General features: G+C 65.3%; 15 protein-coding genes and 1 pseudogene. 11 read left to right on the top strand and 5 right to left on the bottom strand.

Going from position 1 to position 19,592, the window contains the following annotated elements; translation table 11 throughout:
• The first annotated feature begins 91 nt into the window (after positions 1 to 91).
• The 6 genes and pseudogenes from QA642_RS35295 (at position 92) to QA642_RS35275 (ending at position 7,648) form a co-directional block, all read left to right on the top strand.
• Complete coding sequence (locus QA642_RS35295) at positions 92 to 862, top strand: methyltransferase domain-containing protein (protein ID WP_283081012.1); 771 nt, start codon at positions 92 to 94, stop codon at positions 860 to 862.
• 200 nt (positions 863 to 1,062) lie between these two features.
• Positions 1,063 to 2,073 carry a DctP family TRAP transporter solute-binding subunit gene (locus tag QA642_RS35290; protein ID WP_283081011.1) on the top strand — a complete coding sequence of 337 codons (1,011 nt, stop codon included), beginning with the start codon at positions 1,063 to 1,065 and terminating at the stop codon, positions 2,071 to 2,073.
• A 235-nt stretch (positions 2,074 to 2,308) separates the two neighbouring features.
• Positions 2,309 to 2,629 (top strand): annotated as a pseudogene (locus QA642_RS46620) (TRAP transporter small permease subunit); the annotation flags it as partial.
• A 288-nt stretch (positions 2,630 to 2,917) separates the two neighbouring features.
• On the top strand, positions 2,918 to 4,201 hold the full coding sequence (locus QA642_RS46615; protein WP_342741018.1) for a TRAP transporter large permease subunit: 1,284 nt from the start codon (positions 2,918 to 2,920) through the stop codon (positions 4,199 to 4,201).
• Positions 4,202 to 4,321: 120 nt separating this feature from the next.
• Complete coding sequence (locus QA642_RS35280; protein WP_283081010.1) at positions 4,322 to 5,482, top strand: GGDEF domain-containing protein; 1,161 nt, start codon at positions 4,322 to 4,324, stop codon at positions 5,480 to 5,482.
• A 237-nt stretch (positions 5,483 to 5,719) separates the two neighbouring features.
• Positions 5,720 to 7,648, top strand: coding sequence for an alkyl sulfatase dimerization domain-containing protein (locus QA642_RS35275; RefSeq protein ID WP_283081009.1), 1,929 nt, complete (start codon positions 5,720 to 5,722; stop codon positions 7,646 to 7,648).
• 171 nt (positions 7,649 to 7,819) lie between these two features.
• On the opposite strand, the gene QA642_RS35270 is transcribed toward QA642_RS35275, so the two are convergent.
• Positions 7,820 to 8,890: a glycosyltransferase family 4 protein gene (locus QA642_RS35270; RefSeq protein WP_283081008.1), complete on the bottom strand. Its 1,071-nt coding sequence runs from the start codon at positions 8,888 to 8,890 to the stop codon at positions 7,820 to 7,822.
• Positions 8,891 to 9,168: 278 nt separating this feature from the next.
• Here QA642_RS35270 and QA642_RS35265 point away from each other — a divergent pair, with 278 nt between their 5' ends.
• Genes QA642_RS35265 through QA642_RS35250 form a run of 4 tightly spaced genes read left to right on the top strand, consistent with a single transcriptional unit; the run spans position 9,169 to position 15,076 of the window.
• Positions 9,169 to 10,932, top strand: a complete 1,764-nt coding sequence (locus QA642_RS35265; protein WP_283081007.1) for an ABC transporter ATP-binding protein — start codon at positions 9,169 to 9,171, stop codon at positions 10,930 to 10,932.
• Positions 10,933 to 10,989: 57 nt separating this feature from the next.
• The gene (locus QA642_RS35260) at positions 10,990 to 13,194 is read left to right on the top strand and encodes an amylo-alpha-1,6-glucosidase (RefSeq protein WP_283081006.1); all 2,205 of its coding nucleotides are present in this window, start codon (positions 10,990 to 10,992) and stop codon (positions 13,192 to 13,194) included.
• A gap of 17 nt (positions 13,195 to 13,211) precedes the next feature.
• Positions 13,212 to 13,748 (top strand): PRC-barrel domain-containing protein, encoded by a 537-nt coding sequence (locus QA642_RS35255; RefSeq protein ID WP_283081005.1) that lies wholly within the window; start codon positions 13,212 to 13,214, stop codon positions 13,746 to 13,748.
• Between the two features lie 23 nt (positions 13,749 to 13,771).
• Positions 13,772 to 15,076 (top strand): MFS transporter, encoded by a 1,305-nt coding sequence (locus tag QA642_RS35250; protein WP_283081004.1) that lies wholly within the window; start codon positions 13,772 to 13,774, stop codon positions 15,074 to 15,076.
• Positions 15,077 to 15,113: 37 nt separating this feature from the next.
• Here the strand turns inward: QA642_RS35250 and QA642_RS35245 are convergent, their stop codons facing one another.
• From QA642_RS35245 to fixL, 4 genes are all read right to left on the bottom strand, one after another.
• The gene (locus QA642_RS35245) at positions 15,114 to 15,812 is read right to left on the bottom strand and encodes a helix-turn-helix domain-containing protein (RefSeq protein WP_283081003.1); all 699 of its coding nucleotides are present in this window, start codon (positions 15,810 to 15,812) and stop codon (positions 15,114 to 15,116) included.
• 103 nt (positions 15,813 to 15,915) lie between these two features.
• Positions 15,916 to 16,338 carry a response regulator gene (locus QA642_RS35240; RefSeq protein ID WP_283081002.1) on the bottom strand — a complete coding sequence of 141 codons (423 nt, stop codon included), beginning with the start codon at positions 16,336 to 16,338 and terminating at the stop codon, positions 15,916 to 15,918.
• Between the two features lie 73 nt (positions 16,339 to 16,411).
• Positions 16,412 to 17,029 carry a response regulator FixJ gene (gene fixJ / locus QA642_RS35235; protein ID WP_283081001.1) on the bottom strand — a complete coding sequence of 206 codons (618 nt, stop codon included), beginning with the start codon at positions 17,027 to 17,029 and terminating at the stop codon, positions 16,412 to 16,414.
• Between the two features lie 3 nt (positions 17,030 to 17,032).
• Complete coding sequence (gene fixL / locus QA642_RS35230) at positions 17,033 to 18,550, bottom strand: sensor protein FixL (protein ID WP_283081000.1); 1,518 nt, start codon at positions 18,548 to 18,550, stop codon at positions 17,033 to 17,035.
• Between the two features lie 205 nt (positions 18,551 to 18,755).
• Here fixL and QA642_RS35225 point away from each other — a divergent pair, with 205 nt between their 5' ends.
• A complete protein-coding gene (locus QA642_RS35225; RefSeq protein ID WP_283080999.1) occupies positions 18,756 to 19,589 on the top strand; it encodes a universal stress protein in 834 nt (277 codons plus the stop codon).
• Positions 19,590 to 19,592: the final 3 nt, after the last annotated feature.

Genomic DNA, 19,592 nt, shown 5'->3' with positions numbered 1-19,592 from the left:
TCCCGCCGGCTTTGCGAATTGCCTGATCGGGACGAGCAGTGGTAACCAAGAGCCGCAGCGAAGGAAACACGAAAAAGAAAAGGCGCATGTCATGGTCTGGGATCCGCAGCAATATCTGAAATTCTCCGGCCACCGCTTGCGGCCCGCCGTCGACCTGTTAATGCGGATTCCGGATGTCGGCCCGCGCACGGTCGCCGATCTCGGCGCCGGTGCCGGTAATGTGACGAAACTGATCAGGGAGCGCTGGCCGGATGCGGCCGTGACCGGTGTCGAGGGCTCGGCCGAGATGGTCGCTGCAGGCCGCAAGGCGGCGCCTGACGTGGAATGGTCACATGAGGACCTCGGCCAGTGGCGTCCCTTGAGGCAATACAACCTCGTCTATTCCAATGCCGCACTCCACTGGCTGCCCAATCATGCGGCACTGTTTCCGTCGGTGATGGAGAAGGTGAAGCCCGGCGGCATCCTCGCGGTGCAGATGCCGCGCAACTTTCTGGCTCCCTCGCATGTGCTGATCGGCGAGACTGCATTGAGCGGCCCATGGCGGTCCAAGGTCGAGCACCTCGTCACGCCGCCACCAGTCGAGGGACCGGCGTTCTATCACGACCTCCTTGCTCCGATGTCGGCCAATGTCGACATCTGGGAGACCGAATATCTTCAGGTGCTCGAGGGCGAGAACCCCGTGAAGGAGTGGACCAAGGGGACCTGGCTGACGCGCTATCTCGACGTCTTGCAGGGCGAGGAGAAGGCGGCGTTCGAAGCGGCCTACGGGGAGCGGGTCGCAAAAGCCTATCCCAAGAACGCCGCGGGGCAGACGCTGTTTCCGTTCCGCCGTCTGTTCATGGTCGCGCAGCGCAAGGGCTGATCGCCTTGCCGCAATGCGACATAAGCGCTCGCTCCATTGGGCCGGAGCGGGTGCCGGGTTGCGCATGCGGCAGCCGTCAAGATAGCTTGCCTGCGGCAAATTGGGCTTAGGTCTAGTTGGCAGGGTGGCGGATTGCTGCCACTACTGGGGACGCAAAACAAAAAAGACCCGGTTTGCTGGGGTTATTGGGGAGGTCCTTCATGCGCAAACTGCTTCCTGCGGTCGCAGCGGCGACGCTTGCTTTCGCCACCCTCCTCGCGCCCCCCGCCTTCGCCCAGAGCCCGATCATCATCAAGTTCAGCCACGTCGTCGCCAACGACACCCCGAAGGGGAAGGGCGCGCTGAAGTTCAAGGAACTCGCCGAGAAGTATACCGACGGCAAGGTCAAGATCGAGGTCTATCCGAACTCCTCGCTCTACAAGGACAAGGAGGAGATCGAGGCGCTCCAGCTCGGCTCGGTGCAGATGCTGGCGCCCTCGACCGCGAAATTCGCCCCGCTCGGCATCAAGGAGTTCGAGGCGCTCGACCTGCCCTGGCTGTTCAAGGACGATGCGACCTATTCCAGCGCGATGAAAGGCACGGTCGGCAAATGGCTGTTCCAGAAGCTGGAAGCCAAGGGCATCACCGGGCTCGCTTATTGGGACAACGGCTTCCACATGGTGTCGTCGAACCGTCCGCTGATGAAGCCGGAGGATTTCAAGGGCCTGAAGTTCCGCATCTCCGGCTCGAAGATCGCCGACCAGTATTTCCGCCTGCTCGGCTCGATCCCGCAGATCATGGCGTTCTCCGAAGTCTACCAGGCGCTCCAGACCGGCGTCGTCGACGGCTGCGAGAACACTGCGTCCAACTATCTGACGCAGAAGTTCTACGAGGTGCAGAAGGACATCACCGTGTCCTATCACGCGCATTTGCAATACGCCGTCATCGTCAACTCGAAATTCTGGTCCGGCCTGCCGCCCGACACCCGCGCCCAGCTCGAGAAGGCGATGAACGAGGCCACCGACTACACCAATCTGATCGCGCATCAGGAAAACGAGGATGCGCTCGCCGAGATCAAGAAGACCGGCAAGACCACGCTGCATTATCTCAGCGACGCCGATCGCAAGGCATGGCAGGAGGCGATGCAGCCGACTTATAAATGGGCCAAGGGCCGGGTCGGGCAGGAAGTGCTCGATCTCGTCGCCAAGGAACTCGACGTCAAGATGAACTGACGCGTTTCCTGGAGAACAATACCAACGGTCGGGAGTGCAAGCACTTCCGGCCGTTTCGTATCGATAGGGGGATCTCGATTTGCTTCGCGTGCTCAATTCGGCGCTCAACCATCTCGAAGAATGGTTGATCGCGACGCTCATTGCGGCTGCAACCGGCCTGATCTTCATCGCAGTTGTGCACCGTTACGGCGCCGGCGAATCGATCGCTCTCTCCAGATGGGCGGCCGCGCACGGGATGAGCTGGCTCGCGTCGCTGTCGATGGCGGTGTTCACCTTCCTGTCCGAGCTCGATCTGTCCTGGGCGCAGGAGCTCTGCATCTACATGTTCATCTGGATGGCGAAGTTCGGCGCGGCCTATGGCGTGCGCACCGGCATCCATGTCGGCGTCGACCTGCTCGTCAACCGCCTGCCGGAGCATTCGCGCAAGCACGTGATCCTGTTCGCGATGCTGTGCGGCGCGCTGTTCACCGGCATGATTGCCGCCTTCGGCGCCTCCTTCGTGCGCGAGATGTTCCACACCGGCCAGCAGTCCAACGATCTGGAAGCGCCGATGTGGTTCGTCTATCTCGCGATCCCGCTCGGCTCGGGCCTGATGTGCTTCCGCTTCCTCCAGGTTTCCTGGCACTACTACTGGACGGGCGATCTGCCGCATCACGACGAGACCCATGTCGAGGGCGTCGAGGCCGACGCCTCGCCGGCGCTGCATCCGCAGCCCGCCGGCGCCGCAACCCGCGCGGCTGCGCGAAAAGTCTCGCCGCTCGGCGTCATCCTGATCATGGCGCCGGTCCTGATCTTCATGATGTGCCTTGCCGAGAAGTTCGGCGTGGTGGTGCTGCCGCACTGGATGCGCGCCGCGACCGTGTTCGCGCTCTTGATCGCGCTGATGCTGACCGGCATCCCGGTCTCGATCGCGCTCGGTCTCACCGTGATGACGTTCCTGTTCACGCTGACCACGGTGCCGATCGAGGCGGTCTCGATGAAGCTCTTCACGGGCATCGAGGGCTTCGAGATCATGGCGATCCCGTTCTTCATCCTTGCCGGAAATTTTCTCACCCATGGCGGCGTCGCGCGCCGCATGATCAATTTCGCGACCTCGCTGATCGGTCATTGGTATGGTGGCCTCGGCCTTGCCGGCATCGTCGCCTGCGCGATGTTCGCACTGGTCTGCGGCTCGAGCGTTGCGACGGTGGCGGCGATCGGCGCCATCGTGCTGCCCGAGATGGTCCGGCACGGTTATCCCATGCGTTTCGGCGCCGGCATCATCACCGTCGCCGGCTCGCTCGGAATCCTGATGCTGCCGTCGATCCCGAAGATCGTCTACGCGGTCTCGACCAACACCTCGATCGGCGCGCTGTTCGTCGCAGGCCTGCTCCCCGGCATCCTGCTGACGACGATGCTCTGCATCGTCACCTGGTGGCTCGCCCGCAATCGCGACTATCCGCGGCTGCCGAAGGCGACCTGGGGCGAAACCGTCCGCACCTTCCGCGAGAGCATCTGGGGATTGATGCTGGTCGTCATCATCATCGGCGGCATCTATAGCGGCCTGTTCACGGCGACCGAAGCCGCCGCCATGGCGGCGGTCTATTCCTTCATCATCGCGGTGTTCGTCTACAAGGCGATCAAGATGGCGGACGTGCCGCGGGTGCTGCTGCGCGCCGCCAACACCAGCGCGATGCTGCTCTACATCGTCACCAACGCGGTGCTGTTCTCCTTCGTGCTCTCCAACGAGAACCTGCCGGCGACGCTCGCCGACTGGATCGCGGCGCAGAATCTCGGCTGGGTCGGCTTCCTGCTGGTGGTCAACATCCTGCTGCTGCTCGCCGGCAACTTCATGGAGCCAAACTCGATCATCCTGATCATGGCGCCGATCCTGGCGCCGGCCGCCAAGAAGCTCGGCATCGACCTCGTCCATTTCGGCATCGTGATGGACGTCAACATGGAGGTCGGTCTCTGCCATCCGCCTGTCGGCCTGAACCTGTACGTCGCCTCGATGATCGCGCGAATGCGGATCACCGATCTTGCGGTCGCGGTGATGCCATGGCTGATCACCATGCTCGGCTTCCTCGTCATCGTGACGTATTGGCCGGACCTGACGCTGTGGCTGCCGAGGGTGCTGGGAATGCACTAGCCGATGCGCCGGCGGAGATGGCTAACGCGCGGTAAACCCGCTCGCTCAAATGCCATCGCTCCGAAAGGAGCCGATTTTACGGGTCTGCGGTAAGAACGTGCCAGCGGGATAGGGGCTGGCATGTTGTTCAACAGAATGGAATCCGGACGGGCGTCGATTTCCGACGCCGTCTATCTGGAAGTCATCACGGGCCTTCACGGCACGACGATGCCCAACATTCTCGCGGCCGCTTGCCTCGCGATGGTCGGCGCCATCACGACCTATGAGACGGGCGATATGGTGACGGCAGCCCTGACGTTCGCCGGCGTGTTGGTGGCCATTGTCCGTCTGTTCGAGGTCTTTGCATTCCGCCGCCGCCTTGCGCGTGCGCCACAGCTCGGCCGGGCCGAGGCCGTCCGCTGGGAGCGGTGCTATGTGGCCGGCACCGTCGTGACGGCTCTCATTCTTGGCCTGTTTGCCGCGCGCAGCATTGTGCTCGGCGATGCGCTCTGCTCCGTGATGGCGATCGGCATCGGCTTCGGCTTTGGTGCCGGCGTGGTGGCGCGGCTGGCGCTGCGCCCCGTCGCGGCGCTGCTCGATCTGGTCGCCATCGCCGCGCCCGCCGCGATCGTCACCTTCATGCAGCCCGATCTGCGCCATGTCGGACTCGGGCTGCTGATCTTGATGTATGTGGTCGCGAGCTTCGAGATGGTGCGGCTGAGCTTCAATGCCTCGATCAGCCAGATCACGCTCAAGCGGCAGTTCGAGCAGCTATCGCGCATCGATCCGATGACCGGCGTGTCCAATCGTTCGGTGCTGGCGACGGATTTGCCTGCCATGCTCGCGGCCGGGATGGTTGCCGTCCATACGCTCGATCTCGACCGCTTCAAGGAAGCGAACGACCGCTTCGGCCATCCTGTCGGCGATGCGCTGCTGAGGCAGGTCGCCGGCCGGCTCAGGGCGATCGCCGCGGCCGAGGATCTCGTAGTCCGCATGGGCGGCGACGAGTTCGTCCTGGTGCAGCGTGCGACCGCAGACGCGGAAGAGATGGTCCGGCGTATCGTGCAGTCGATCAGTGCCCCCTATGATGTCGACGGACAGATGATCGAGCTCGGCGTGAGCGTCGGCGTCGCCGTGGCGCCGCACGACGGGCGCACCGCGGAAGCGCTGTTGTCGCGCTCCGACAAGGCGCTCTATCGGGCCAAGGAAAGCCGCGGCGGCTATGTGCTGGCGCGGGAGTTGCGGATGGCCGACAAGACTGATGCGTCGAATCAACCCGTCGCCGAAGGACTGGCCGCGTAGACGATGCACCCTCTCCCCTTGCGGGAGAGGGGGCTCGCCGCAAAGCGGCGAGACGGGCGAGGGGTATCTATCCTCACGAGCAGTCGTACGAGCGGAGATATACCCCTCATCCGGCGCTTCGCGCCACCTTCTCCCGCAAGGGGAGAAGGGAAGGGCACCTCTGCTGTCTCCCCCGGTGATGGCAATCGACCGCGAGATGCGGTTAGATGCCGCGCATCAGGCCGGGAGGAAACAAGCATGACTGAGTTCAGCAGCGAGCCCAAGGACGCAACGCCGTCCGTCATCGCGCAGCAGACGGCGATGCTCAACGCGCTGCCGTTTTCCGACACGCAGGATTTCGACGATGCTGCGCGGGGCTTCCTCGGCACGATCGACAATGCGAAGGTGACAAATCCGCAAGGGCGCACGGTCTGGAGCCTCGAGCCTTACGGCTTCCTCTCCGCCGAGCAGGCGCCGCCGACGGTCAATCCCAGCCTGTGGCGGCAGTCGCGGCTCAACATGCAGCATGGGCTGTTCGAGGTCGTGCCCGGCGTCTACCAGGTGCGCGGGCTGGACATCGCCAACATGACGCTGATCGAGGGCGACAGCGGCGTCATCGTCGTGGACACGCTGACCTCGATCGAAGGCGCGCGTGCCGCGCTCGATCTCTATTTTGCGCATCGCGGCCAGAAGCCGGTTGCGGCCGTAATCTTCACCCACACCCACACCGACCATTGGGGTGGCGCGCGCGGCGTCCTGGAGGAGGATGCGCTGGCGACCGGCCGCGTGCCGATCATCGCGCCGAACCTGTTCATGGAGCACGCGGTTTCCGAGAACATCATCGCGGGCCCTGCGATGCTGCGGCGGGCGCAGTACCAATTCGGGCCGTTCCTGGCCAAGGGGGCACGAGGCCAGGTCGATTGCGGCCTCGGCAAGTCGATGGCCGCGGGCTCGGTCGCGTTGCTGCGGCCGACCGATCTGATCATGGCGACCGGCGACAGGCGCGTGATCGACGGCGTCGCATTCGAATTCCAGATGGCGCCGAACAGCGAGGCGCCGGCGGAGATGCACTTCTTCATCCCGCGCTACAAGCTGTTGAACCTTGCCGAGAACTGCACCCACAATTTCCACAATCTCTTGCCGTTCCGCGGCGCCGACGTGCGCGATGCGCTGGCGTGGTCGAAGTACCTCAACGAGGCCTTGCAGCTGTGGGACGGCAAGGCGGAGGCGATGTGCGGCCAGCACCACTGGCCAGTGTGGGGTACTGAGCGCATCGGCACCATGATCCGGCAGCAGCGCGATCTCTACAAGTTCGCGCATGACCAGACCATCCGTCTGATGAACCACGGCCTCACCGCGACGGAGATCGCGGAGACCATCCAGTTGCCGAAGAGCCTCGAAGGCGCCTGGCACGGCCGCGGATATTACGGTCACATCCGGCACAATGTGAAGGCGATCTACCAAAAGTATCTCGGTTGGTACGACGCCAACCCGGTCAATCTCGATCCACTGCCGCCGGTCGAGTCCGGCAAGAAATACGTCGCGTATATGGGTGGCGCCGACGCGATCCTGACGCGGGCGCGCGCGGATTTCGACAAGGGTGAATTCCGCTTCGTCGCGCAGGCGCTCGGCCATCTCGTCTTCGCCGAGCCGGACAATCAGGCGGCGCGCGCGCTGTTGGCGGACACGCTGGAGCAGCTGGGCTATGCCGCCGAAAGCGCGACCTGGCGCAACGCCTATCTGTTCGGCGCGCAGGAATTACGCCAGGGCATGCCGAAGACCCCGCCGCGTCCGCCGATGCCGCGCGAGACGGTGGCCGCGCTGCGCACGGAGCAGCTCTGGGACGTGCTCGGCATTCGCCTCAACGGTCCGAAGGCGGAAGGAAAGCACATCGTGCTGAACTGGAGCTTTTCGGACACCGGCGAGACCTTCGTGCTCAATCTGGAGAACTGCGCACTGACCTATACCGCGGGCGTGCAGGCCGAAGGCGCCGATGCCAGCTTCACGCTGGCGCGATCGACGCTCGATGAGGTGATCGCGAAGCTGACGAGTTTTCCGGAGGCGGTGGCGGCCGGCAAGATCAAGCTGTCAGGCAACCCCATGAAGCTCGCCGAGCTGATGGGCCTGATGGATGAGTTTCCGCGGATGTTCGAGATCGTGGAGCCGAAGCGGGCGGTGGTGGTGTAGCCACCACCGCGGCAACGTATTCGGTGTCGTCCCCGCGAACGCGGGACCATAACCCCAGGGAGACGTTTTGGACGAGACGGTCACTCCGAGTCTTCGCCAAACACTATCCTGTGGTTATGGGTCCCGGATCTGCGCTTCGCTTGTCCGGGACGACAGCTGTGGGTGAGGCAACTACTCCGCGCTGCTCACCAGCTTGATCCGCGGTGCTTGCTCCTCGGTCAGGCTGCGATAGGCCGCAAGATAGTCGAGCGCCATCCGCCGCGCCGTGAAGCGCGTCTCGAACTGCTTGCGGATCGCGGAGCGGTCCAGTCTCGGAAGACGGTTGACGACGCCGGCGGCGCTGAGGATGTCCTCGACGACGAAGCCGGTGAGGCCCTCGTCGATGATCTCCGGCACCGAGCCGCGGTTGAAGGCGACGACCGGCGTGCCGCAGGCCATGGCCTCGATCATCACGAGGCCGAACGGCTCCGGCCAGTCGATCGGCAGCAGAAGTCCCAGCGCGCCGCTCAGGAAGTCCGACTTCTCGTGGTCGCTGATCTCGCCGATGAATTCCACCAGCGGATTGTTCACGATCATCGGCTTGATCAGTTCGTCGTAATAATCCTGGTCGGCGCGATCGACCTTGGCCGCGATCTTCAGCGGGATGCCGCAATGGGTCGCGATCTTGATGGCGCGGTCGACGCCTTTCTCCGGAGCGATGCGGCCGAGCACGGCGAGATATTCCTGTTTCGCCGGCTTCGGCGTCAGCAAAGTCTCGGGCAGGCCGTGATGGATCGTCGTCACCCAGTTCGCCTGCGGCACCGGCCGCCGCTGCGCATTCGAGATCGAGATCACGGGCATCTTGGAGAAGGTCTCGAACACCGGCTGATGCTCCGGCAGGTCGAGCCGGCCATGCAGCGTGGTCACGAAAGGCGTCGGCTGCCGGTGGAACAGCGACCACGGATAATAGTCGAGATGGAAGTGGAGGAAGTCGAACTCCTCGTCGTCACATTTCTGCCGCACCCGCTCCAAGAGCACCATGTGCAACGCGTTCGGATCACGCACGGAACCGTCGAGGCGCAGCGCCCGCGGCCATAAGGCATCCAGCTTCGCCGACGTCTGCGAGTCGCCGCTGGCGAACAGTGTGACGTCATGTCCAAGGGCAACCAGCTCTTCCGTCAACCAATGCACCACCCGCTCGGTGCCGCCATACAGCTTGGGTGGAACAGCCTCCGTCAACGGAGCTACCTGCGCGATGCGCATCTCACCTTCTCCTTTGCGATCATGAATATTGAAAACCCCCAGCGCGTACGGCACCGGCAATGCCAGCAAAGGGAACGTTTCCGCAGTTGCGAAGTTCCTCTCAACAAACGTTACTTATTGGACACATCTCGCACCTGTCTCGATGCTGCCATCTCGTCTTCGCAGATCGTCCGCATCCGCATGTCGTGATGAGCTTGCCCGGGAACCGAGGCGAGCTGGTCGATGTTCAGTCGAACAGTCACGAAAATTGAAAACCATCACGCGGGGTAGAGTGTCACATGGATCAGCTTTCTGGATACGCGCGCAGGCCATTTGCCTTTGTCTTGCGCTATCTTCGACGTCGTCTCGCGTCGCATCTCGTGATCCTGACTGCTGTCGTCGCCGCCGTTGCCTGCTCCGTAGGCACGCAGTACGGCGTCAAATCCCTCGTCGACAGTCTGTCGGCGGGAACATCGCATGGTGGCAGCGTATGGCTGGCATTCATTCTGCTCATGTCGCTGATCGCTGCCGATAACTTCCTGTGGCGGATCGCGAGCTGGACAGCGAGTTTTACCTTCGTTCGTGTCACGGGCGATCTACGCCGTGACATATTTCGCCATCTGACCGGACATGCGCCGAGCTACTTCTCGGACCGCATGCCGGGCATGCTGACGAGCCGTATCACCGCGACCTCGAACGCGGTGTTCACGGTCGAGAACATGTTCGTCTGGAATGTGTTGCCGCCGTGCATTGCCACAATTGCGGCGATCATGCTGATCGGAACCGTCAGTCCCTATATGGCGCTCGGCCTGATCGTGGTCGCGGGCGGCATGGTGATCGCGATGTTCCACCTGGCGGCCGCCGGCAAGCCACTGCACGACGATTTCGCCGACAAGGCGGCCGTGGTCGACGGCGAGATGATCGACGTCATCAGCAACATGCCGCTGGTCCGCGCCTTCTGCGGCATCGGCCATGAGCACGAGCGGTTCGACGCTACCGTCAATCGCGAGCTCACCGCGCGCGGCCGCAGCCTGCGCTATCTCGAAAAGCTGCGGCTCACCCATGCCGGTGTGACAGTCGTCCTGACCGTTACGCTGATGGCCTGGGCGATCACGCTCTGGCAGCAGGGCGAGGCGACCACCGGCGACGTCGTGCTGGTCTGCACCCTCGGCCTGTCCATCCTCAACGCCACCCGCGATCTCGCGGTGGCGCTGGTCGACGTCACCCAGCATGTCGCGCGGTTGACCGAGGCCATCGCGACGCTGCTGGTGCCGCATGAGCTGCGCGATCACCCCGAGGCGGAGCCACTGGTGAAGAGCGGCGCGGCGATCGCGTTCAACAACGTGACCTTCGGCTATCCCGGCGGCGAGAAGATCTTCGAGCGGTTCAGCCTGCGGCTGCAGCCCGGCCAACGCGTCGGCCTGGTCGGCCAGTCCGGCGGCGGCAAGTCGACCCTGTTCACGCTGCTTCAGCGCTTCTACGACGTCGACGAAGGCGGCATCACGGTCGACGGCCAGGACATCTCGATGGTGACACAGCTGAGCCTGCGCGAGGCGATCTCGGTGGTCCCGCAGGATATCTCGCTGTTCCACCGCTCCATCCGCGAGAACGTCCGCTACGGCCGCCCGAATGCGACCGACGACGAGGTGCTGCGCGCGGCTATTGCGGCCCGCTGCGATTTCGTCGAGAGTCTGCCTGATGGTCTCGACACCATGGTCGGCGACCGCGGTGTGAAGATGTCCGGCGGCCAGCGTCAGCGCATCGCGATCGCGCGCGCCTTCCTGAAGGATGCGCCGATCCTGCTGCTGGACGAGGCGACCGCGGCGCTGGACAGCGAATCCGAGGAGGCCATCCGCGAGGCGCTGTCGCGCCTGATGCGCGGCCGCACCGTGATCGCGATCGCGCATCGGCTCGCGACGCTGCGCAATTTCGACCGTGTGATCGTGCTCAAGAACGGCAAGATCATCGAGGACGGCGCGCCCGACCGCCTGATGCAGGGGCACGGTCCGTACCGGGAGCTGGTGACGCAGGAGATGAGCCGGCTCGCGAAGTTCGCCGCGTAACCTCGAGAGTCGCGTCCGCGCTGGTTGCGTTTCGAAACAGGGGCAGGGGAGCAGCTTATGGCAGCCGAAGTCGTCACCAAATTCGTCTCCGTGGCGCGGACCGTGGAGCAGGTCGCGGAGCAGCCCTTCTACATCCCGATGACGGGGCCGTCGGCGCGGCCGCGGCGCTCGCTCAAGCACGACGACACCTTCATCGTGCTCGACAGTCACGGCGACATCGGCGCCTCGGCCGGCGGGCCGGACGGCCTGTTCCACTATGACACGCGCTACCTCGCGCGGCTGGAGCTCGTGCTCAACGACCTCCAGCCGCTGCTGCTCGGCTCCAACTTACGCGACGACAATTCGGCCCTGACGGTCGATCTCACCAATCCCGACATCTACCGCGAGGGCGCCCTCGTCCTGCAGAAGGACCTGCTGCACATCGTGCGCACGATCTTCCTGTGGCGCGGCTCGGCCTATCAACGCATCGGCGTGCAGAACCATGGTGAGCGGCCCGCGAGCTTCGAGTTGACGCTGCTGTTCGACAACGATTTCGCCGACCTGTTCGAGGTCCGCGGCGAGCGGCGGCCGCGCCGCGGCACCGGCACGAGCAAGCTGCTCGGGCCGACCGACGTGCTCTTCGACTATCGCGGCCTCGACGATGCCGAGCGCACCACCGGCCTGCATTTCGACCCGCGGCCGACGCGGCTCTCCGTCAACGCCGCGGCCTGGCAGATCGATCTCGATCCGCACCAGGCCAAGTCGCTGTTCGTGGCGGTGTCCTGCAACAGGCCGGCGTCGGAAAAGCCGGCGCGGTTCTTCCGGGGCCTGCTGGCGCATCGCCGCGAGATGCGGCACTCCACCATGGACGCGGCCAGCGTCGAGACCTCGAACAACATCTTCAACGAGGTGCTGTGCCAGGCCATGGCCGACCTCAACATGCTGATGACGGAAACGCCGCAGGGGCGTTATCCCTATGCCGGCATTCCCTGGTACTCGACGACCTTCGGCCGCGACGGGCTGATCACTGCGCTGCAGATGCTGTGGATCGACCCGCGGATCGCCAAGGGCGTCCTCAGGCGGCTCGCCCATTTCCAGGCCAAGACGGTCGATCCGCTCGCCGATGCGGCGCCCGGAAAGATCCTGCACGAGATGCGCGGCGGCGAGATGGCGGCGCTGCGCGAGGTGCCGTTCTCGCAATATTACGGCAGCGTCGATTCGACCGCCTTGTTCATCCTGCTCGCCGGAAGCTATTTCGAGCGCACCGGCGATGCCGCGACGCTGATCGAGCTGTGGCCGGCGATCGAGGCGGGGCTGGCCTGGATCGACGGTCCGGGTGATCCCGATCAGGACGGCTTCGTCGAATACCAGCGCGCGACGGAGAAGGGACTGGCCAACCAGGGCTGGAAGGATTCCTACGACGCGATCTTCCATGCCGACGGCCAGCTCGCGGAAGGCAATATCGCGCTCGCCGAAGTCCAGGGCTACGTCTACGCGGCCAAGCAGCTCGCCGCGCGTTGCGCGCTGCGGCTCGGCAAGCCGGACCGGGTGCGCAAGCTCGAGACCGAAGCCAAGGCGCTGGCCGAGCGCTTCGAAAGGGCGTTCTGGTGCGAGGAGCTCGGCACCTACGCGCTCGCGCTCGACGGCAAGAAGCGGCCGTGCAGGGTGCGCACCTCGAATGCCGGGCAGGTGCTGTTCAGCGGCATGATCCGCGAGGACCGCGCGCGCCTCGTCGCCGCCGATCTGATGCGGCCGCACTTCTTCTCCGGCTGGGGCATCCGCACCGTCGCGCAAGGCGAGGTGCGCTATAACCCGATGTCCTATCATGACGGCTCGGTCTGGCCGCACGACAACGCGCTGATCGCGCTCGGGCTCGCGCGCTACGGGCTCAAGCATTCGGTCGCACATGTCTTCAAGGGCCTGTTCGACGCCGCGACCTACATGGATTTGCGCCGGCTGCCGGAACTGTTCTGTGGCTTCCGGCGCGAGAAGCGGCGCGGCCCGACGCTCTATCCGGTCGCCTGCGCGCCGCAGGCCTGGGCCAGCGCGACGCCATTCACGCTGCTCGAGGCGGCGCTCGGCATCGAGTTCGATGTGGCGCGCGGCGAGATCCGTTTGCGCAATCCGCATCTGCCGGCGTTCCTGAACGAGGTGATCCTGCGCGATCTGCGCCTCGGCGAGTCCAGCGTCGATTTGCGCGTCAGCCGCCACGGCGACGACGTGGCGCTGGAGGTGTTGCGCACGCGCGGCCAGATCCAGGTCTCGATCGTGCTGGCGCGCTAGGCGCGCGAGGAGGGCCCATGCGTGCTGTCCGATGGCTGGTCTTGAGCGTGGCGATCGTCGCCGGCCTGACGGTCGCAATGTCGCGTGCCGCGGAGGAGCCGCCTGCGGCGGCCCCAACCTCGCCGCCAAGTGAAGCGAATGCGCCGGCGACCGCACAGCCGCCGGCCTCGACCGTGCCGGTGACCCCGAAGGACGCCGCGCCGCCGCCCTCGGTGACCATCATCGGCGCGAGCGACGCCCATGGCGTGCTCGGTCGCGACGTGCGCAGCGCCGCCGACGAGGACATGGGCCGCATCGTCGACATCATCGTCGACCGCACCGGCCATGTGCGGGCTGCCGTGATCGATTTCGGCGGCTTCCTCGGCGTCGGCAGCCGCAAGATCGTGGTGGACTGGAATGCGCTTCGCTTCGGCAAGATCACCAACAAGAAGGACAGCATCACGCTGGAACTGACCAAGGCGCAGGTCGCCGCCGCGCCGGAGTACAAGGAAGACACGCCGATGGTCGTGCTCGGCGCGTCCGGCAGTCTTCAACCACTGCAAGCCATCCAGTGAGGCGCGGGGAGGGCTGACTGCCTGTGCTGTTGTCGAGGAAGCCGAACCATGCGGATCGCGGCGGCCACGTTGAACAGAACAACGCCGCCGCGCTGCGGCTTGCGCCCATTCCGGCGCCATCGCGCCAGAGCCTGCGCGGCCTCGACTGGTTCATCTTCTTCCTCGCCGACGTGCAGACCGGGTTCGGTCCCTTCATCGCGGTTTACCTGACGACACAGAAATGGACCCAGGTCGAGATCGGCCTCGTGCTGTCGATCGGCGGCATCGTCGCGCTGATCGGGCAGATGCCGGGCGGCGCCATCATCGATGCCGCAAAATCCGAGCGGCTGGTCGCAGCCCTTGCGATCGTGACCATCGGCTTCTGCGCGCTCGCCTATGCCGCGATGCCGATCTTCCCCGTGGTGGTGACGGCGGCGACGCTGCATGCGGCGGCGAGCTGCGTGCTGGGGCCTGCGATCGCGGCGATCAGCCTCGGCCTCGTCGGCCCGCTCGCGATCGGCGAGCGGCTCGGCCGCAACGCACGCTTTGCCTCGCTCGGCAATGGCGTCGCGGCGGCCGTGATGGGCACCGCCGGCTATCTGCTGTCGAGCCGCTCGGTGTTCCTGGTCACTTTCCTGCTGGCGATCCCGACCCTGATCGCGCTGTCGCGGATCCGCGAGGAGGAAGTGGACATCGCGCGCTGCCACGGCGAGATGCCGCGCGAGGCGCCGGTCCCGGGCGACACCAATGTCTGGCATCTGATCCGGCAGCGGCCGCTCATCGTCTTCGCGCTCAGCGTGTTGCTGCTGCAATTGGCGAACGCCGCGATGATGCCGCTGATGGCGAGCGCGGTGACGGCGCGGTCGAGCCAGTGGGCGACGGTGCTGGTGGCTTTCTGCATCGTCGTGCCCCAGGCGATCGTGGCGCTGCTGTCGCCGACGGTCGGGCGCAAGGCGCAAGCGTGGGGCCGCCGCCCGCTGCTGCTGATCGGCTTCGGTGCGCTGACGATCCGGGGCCTGTTGTTCGCCACGGTGCGCGATCCGTATCTGCTGGTCGCGGTGCAAGTGTTCGACGGCATCACCGCGGCGGTGTTCGCGGTGATGATCCCGCTGATCGTCGCCGACGTCGCCTTCGGCAGCGGGCATTTCAACCTGGCGCAGGGCATCGTCGGCACCGCGACCGGCATCGGCGCGTCGCTCAGCACGGCGCTGGGCGGCTATGTCAGCGACAAGTTCGGCAATGCCACCGCGTTCATCGGGCTGTCCGGCATCGCGGCGACGGGGCTGTTGCTGATCCTGCTGGTGATGCCGGAAACCAGGCGCCTTGCGCCAAAAGAAAAGGCCGGCTGAACGACATCAAGCCGGCCAAGTCAGTGGGGAGGAAAAATCAGGCGTCGAGATTGTGCAGGCGCGCCCGGTTGCGCAGCACGATCTGGCGGGCGCCGGAGAAACCGAGGATGCCCTGGGCGTGGAGCTGGGACAGCGCGCGCGAGACAGTCTCCAGCGTCAGGCCGAGATAGTCGCCGATATCGCGACGGCACATCGGCAGCGCCATCATGCCGGCGACCGCGAGGCGGCGGTCCATTTCGAGCAGGAAGGTCGCAACGCGCTCCATTGCGGTCTTGCGGCCGAGCAGCAGCATGTGATCTTCGGCGTGGCGCAGCTCGCTCGCTGTCATGGCCCAGAGCTTGCGCGCGACCTGCACGTCGGTGCCGGCGGCCTTCTCCAGGCTGGCGCGCTTCACGAGGCGAACATTGGTGTCGATGATGGCTTCCGCGGCGAGGCGATGGGTGGGGCCGGATTCAAGGCCGAACACGTCGCCGGGAAGATGGAAGGCGCCGATCTGGCGGCGGCCGTCGGAGAGGAGCTTGTAGCTGCGCACGGCGCCCGAAACGACCTGGTAGACATATTCGGCCGGCTCGTCTTCGCCGTAGATCTCTTCGTCCTTGCGATAGGAGAACTCGGTGGCGACCAGCCCGACATGGCCGGTGATCGCGCCGAACTGGTCGGTGACGGGATGGGCGGGGGCAATCTTGCCACGAAGTTGCGTGTTGATCGCGTGGGTGTCGAGCGTCTGGGTCAGCATCTGCGCCATCTCCGTTGTGATGGAGCATTGCTACGCGGGTTTGCGCAATCCGGAAATTTCGCGCGTTATCTTAAGGAGGTTTACCTACGTAGAATCCCGTAGGTCAATTCCGGCGCCTTTCCTGGATCGCACCACGGATGCGCTTGACCAGGTTTTCGTCCAAAAGAGGCTTCAGAATCACGTCCTTGACGCCTGCAGCCGCCGCGCGCGCCGAGATATTCCCGTCGGGATAGCCGGTGATGAGGATCACCGGGGTCTCGCCGTCGGACTGGCGGAGGCGGCCGGCGAGCTCGATGCCGTTGATGTCGGGCATCTTGTAGTCGATCACGTAGCAGTCGGCGCCGGGCTGGCTGGCCGCGTTCAGCAGCGCCGTGGCGTTCCTGAAGGTCCGCACGTCGAACCCGTCGGTTTCGAGCAGGAATCGCAGCGATCCCAGCACGGCGGCATCGTCGTCGACGACATAGACGACGGGCTTTGCCGAAGGCGCCATGGGAAGCCGCTGAGGGTGCGAGCCGATCTCGATCATCGCATCTGGCTAGCACAGACGGAGCGGCCCGGATTGACTTGGCTCAATCCGGTTTGCCTCAATCCGACTTGCCTCAATCCTTCAGCATGCCGGCGCGCATCGCCAGGCGGACCAGCTCCGACAAGCTGCCCGCCTGCATCTTGGTCATGACGTTGGCGCGGTAGACCTCGATGGTGCGCGGGCTGATGTCGTATTCCCTGGCAATCAGCTTGTTGGAGAGCCCGGCGATCAGCCCTTCCATGACCTGGCGCTCCCTGGGGCTGAGGGAAGCGACGCGAGCGGCGATGTCGTGTGCGATCGCTTCGGTCTTGGCCGCCGGCGCTGCCTGGCGGATCGCCGTCTCGATCATCGTGGTGAGGCGATCGTCCTCGAACGGCTTTTCCAGGAAGTCGACGGCCCCGAGCTTCATCGCCTCGACCGCGAGCGGCACGTCGCCATGGCCGGTCATGATCAGGACCGGGAACGGGCTGGCCTGCGCCTTCATCCGCTTGAGCAGCTCGATGCCGTCGAGCCCAGGCATGCGCACGTCGGAGACGACGCAGCCGAAGGCAAGGCCGGGCAGGGCGTCGAGGAAGCTCTGCGCGTCCTCGAACAGCGTGACGCCGAAGCCGGAGGAGTCCAGCAGGAAGCTCAGCGAGTCCCGCATCGCGGCGTCGTCGTCGATGACGTAGACATGTCCCTTGGTCGTCATTGCTCAGGTCTCGTCGGCTGCCGGCAGGGTGAAGCGGAATGTCGCGCCGCCCGATGCATTGCTCTCGGCCCACATGCGCCCGCCGTGAGCCTCGATGATCGAGCGGCTGATGGACAGTCCCACGCCCATGCCGGTGTCTTTGGTGGTGAAGAAGGTCTGGAACAGGTTTGGAATGACGTCGTCCTGGAAGCCGGAGCCGGTGTCGGAGACGTCCACTTCGATCATGTCGTCATTGGCGCGCCTGTTGGCGACGACGAGATCGCGCCGCTCCGATTGCGCCATCGCCTCCAGCGCGTTGCGGAACAGATTGACCAGCACCTGCTGGATCTGCACGCGGTCGGCGAGGACGAGATCGGCATCGGGATCGAGGCTGAAGCGGAGCTGCACGTTCTGCTCGCGCGCGCCGGCTAGCCCGAGCGCGCCGGCTTCCTCGATCAGCTTGGACAGGCTCTCGACCCGCTTCTCGGATTCGCCGCGGGAGACGAAGTCGCGCAGCCGCCGGATGATCTGGCCGGCGCGCAAGGCCTGCTCCGAGGCGCGGTCCAGCGCGCTCTCGATCTTCGGCGTGTTGGGATCCGCGCTGCCGGCGAGCAGCCGCCGCGATCCCTTCATGTAATTGCTGATCGCCGCTAGTGGTTGGTTGATCTCGTGCGCGAGCGCGGAGGCCATCTCGCCCATCGCGGTCAGCCGCGAGACGTGGACGAGCTCGGACTGCAACTCCTGCAGCCGCGCCTGGGTCTTCTGGTGCTCGGTGAGGTCGCGGACGAAGCCGGTGAAATAGGGCTCGCCGCCGGACTGCATCTCGCCGATCGACAGATGCATCGGGAACGTCGTGCCGTCGCGGCGCTTGCCGGTGACGATGCGGCCGATGCCGATGATGTGCGGATCATTGGTCGAGCGATAGCGCGCGATGTAGCTGTCGTGACGGGTGCGGTCCGGCTCCGGCATCAGGATGCTGACGTTCTGGCCGATCGCCTCCTGCTCCGACCAGCCGAACAGGCGTTCCGCGGCCGTGCTGAACAGCTGCATGATGCCGTGGCCGTCGATCACGATCATGGCATCGGGAATGGTGTGCAGGATGGAGCGGAGGTGAGTCTCGCGCGTGCGCAAGGCTTCCTCGACCTGCTTCTCCTCGTCGATGTCGAGCAGGATGCCGCTGAGATGGCGGGCGACGCCGGCATCGTCCCGGATCAGGCCGGCGCGGGCCCTGAGCCATTTGCCGCGGTCGGCATTGCCGGAAATCTTGAAGGAGACGTCGAAGCCGCCGCCATGCTCGGTGACCTGCCTGATCGCGTCCTCGACGCGGGCGCGGTCCTCGGGCTCGAGGCGGGAGAGGAAGAGGTCGTAGCTGGCCGGCTGGCCGCGCTCGATACCCAGCAGCATCCGCGCGGTTTCGGACCACTCCAGCTCCCGCGTCGTGAGGTCGAGATCCCAGGTGCCGACTCCGAACCCCTCGATTCGGACCCGGAAATGCTCGCCGCGACTGTCGTCTGGCGGGTGCGTTACACGGGTCGGCGACAATCGATGGCTCCCATTCTGGTGCGGCCGGCGATGCCGCGAACATGGCCGCAATTTCGCCCATGAGCGGGCGAGAGGCAAGTTCGGATGTCTGATTCCATTGGCGGATTTGCCGCAAGCCGGCGCGGGCGGTTTGATCTACCTCATCATGCGGCGCGCCGGCGCGGCTAGATTCCGCGCCAGTTCTTTGGCTGTGCGGAGACCCCCCATGACATACGCGACCGTGATGGTCAGCCTGGCGCTCGATCAGTCCAATGAGGCGCGTCTTCAGGTCGCGGGCGAGCTCGCCGAGCGATTCGAGGCCGCCATCATCGGCGTCGCCGCGGCGCGGTTCGCGCCGCCGCTCTATTTCGCCGACGGCGTTGAAGCCCAGAACCTGATCGATCAGGAGGAAGCCTCCATCAAGAAGCGCCTTGCCGATCTGGAAGCCCAGTTCCGCAGCGCCACGAAAGCGCGCGGCGGCCGGGCGGAATGGCGCAGCGCCATGGATTTTCCGGCCCGCTTCGTGCTGGCGCAGGCGCGCTGCGCCGATATCATCGTCAGCGGCGGGTACGGCCCGGCCTTCCCCGACGCGTTCGCGCTGGCGAGCCCCAAGGATCTGGTGATGCAGGCGGGCCGCCCGCTTCTCGTCGTCCCCGACAAGGTCAACTGGCTCGACTTGCGCAGCGTGCTGGTGGCCTGGAAGGACACGCCGGAGTCTCGCCGTGCAGTGGCCAACGCGCTGCCGATGCTGCACAAGGCGAGGGACGTCACCATTGTCGAGATTCCGGAGCAGGACGACGACCGGGAGATGGTGATGGCCGGCGTCACCGACGTCGCCGCCTGGCTCGCCCGTCACGGCATCACCGCGAGCGCGCGCATCTCGGAGGCCGCAGATAGCGAAACCGCCGCCGCGCAACTGGAGCAGGTCGCAGGCGACGTCGGCGCCGGCCTCATCGTTGCGGGCGCCTATGGTCATTCGCGCTTTCGCGAGCTGATCCTCGGCGGCGTTACGGAGCACCTGGTCACGCAGTCGGTGCGCTGCGTGCTGCTGTCGCACTGACTG

Source organism: Bradyrhizobium sp. CB2312 (assembly GCF_029714425.1).
In the GTDB taxonomy this organism is placed as follows: Bacteria; Pseudomonadota; Alphaproteobacteria; order Rhizobiales; family Xanthobacteraceae; genus Bradyrhizobium.
The sequence above is the reverse complement of the archived record's forward strand: the minus strand, read 5'-3'. Positions and strand labels throughout refer to the sequence as shown.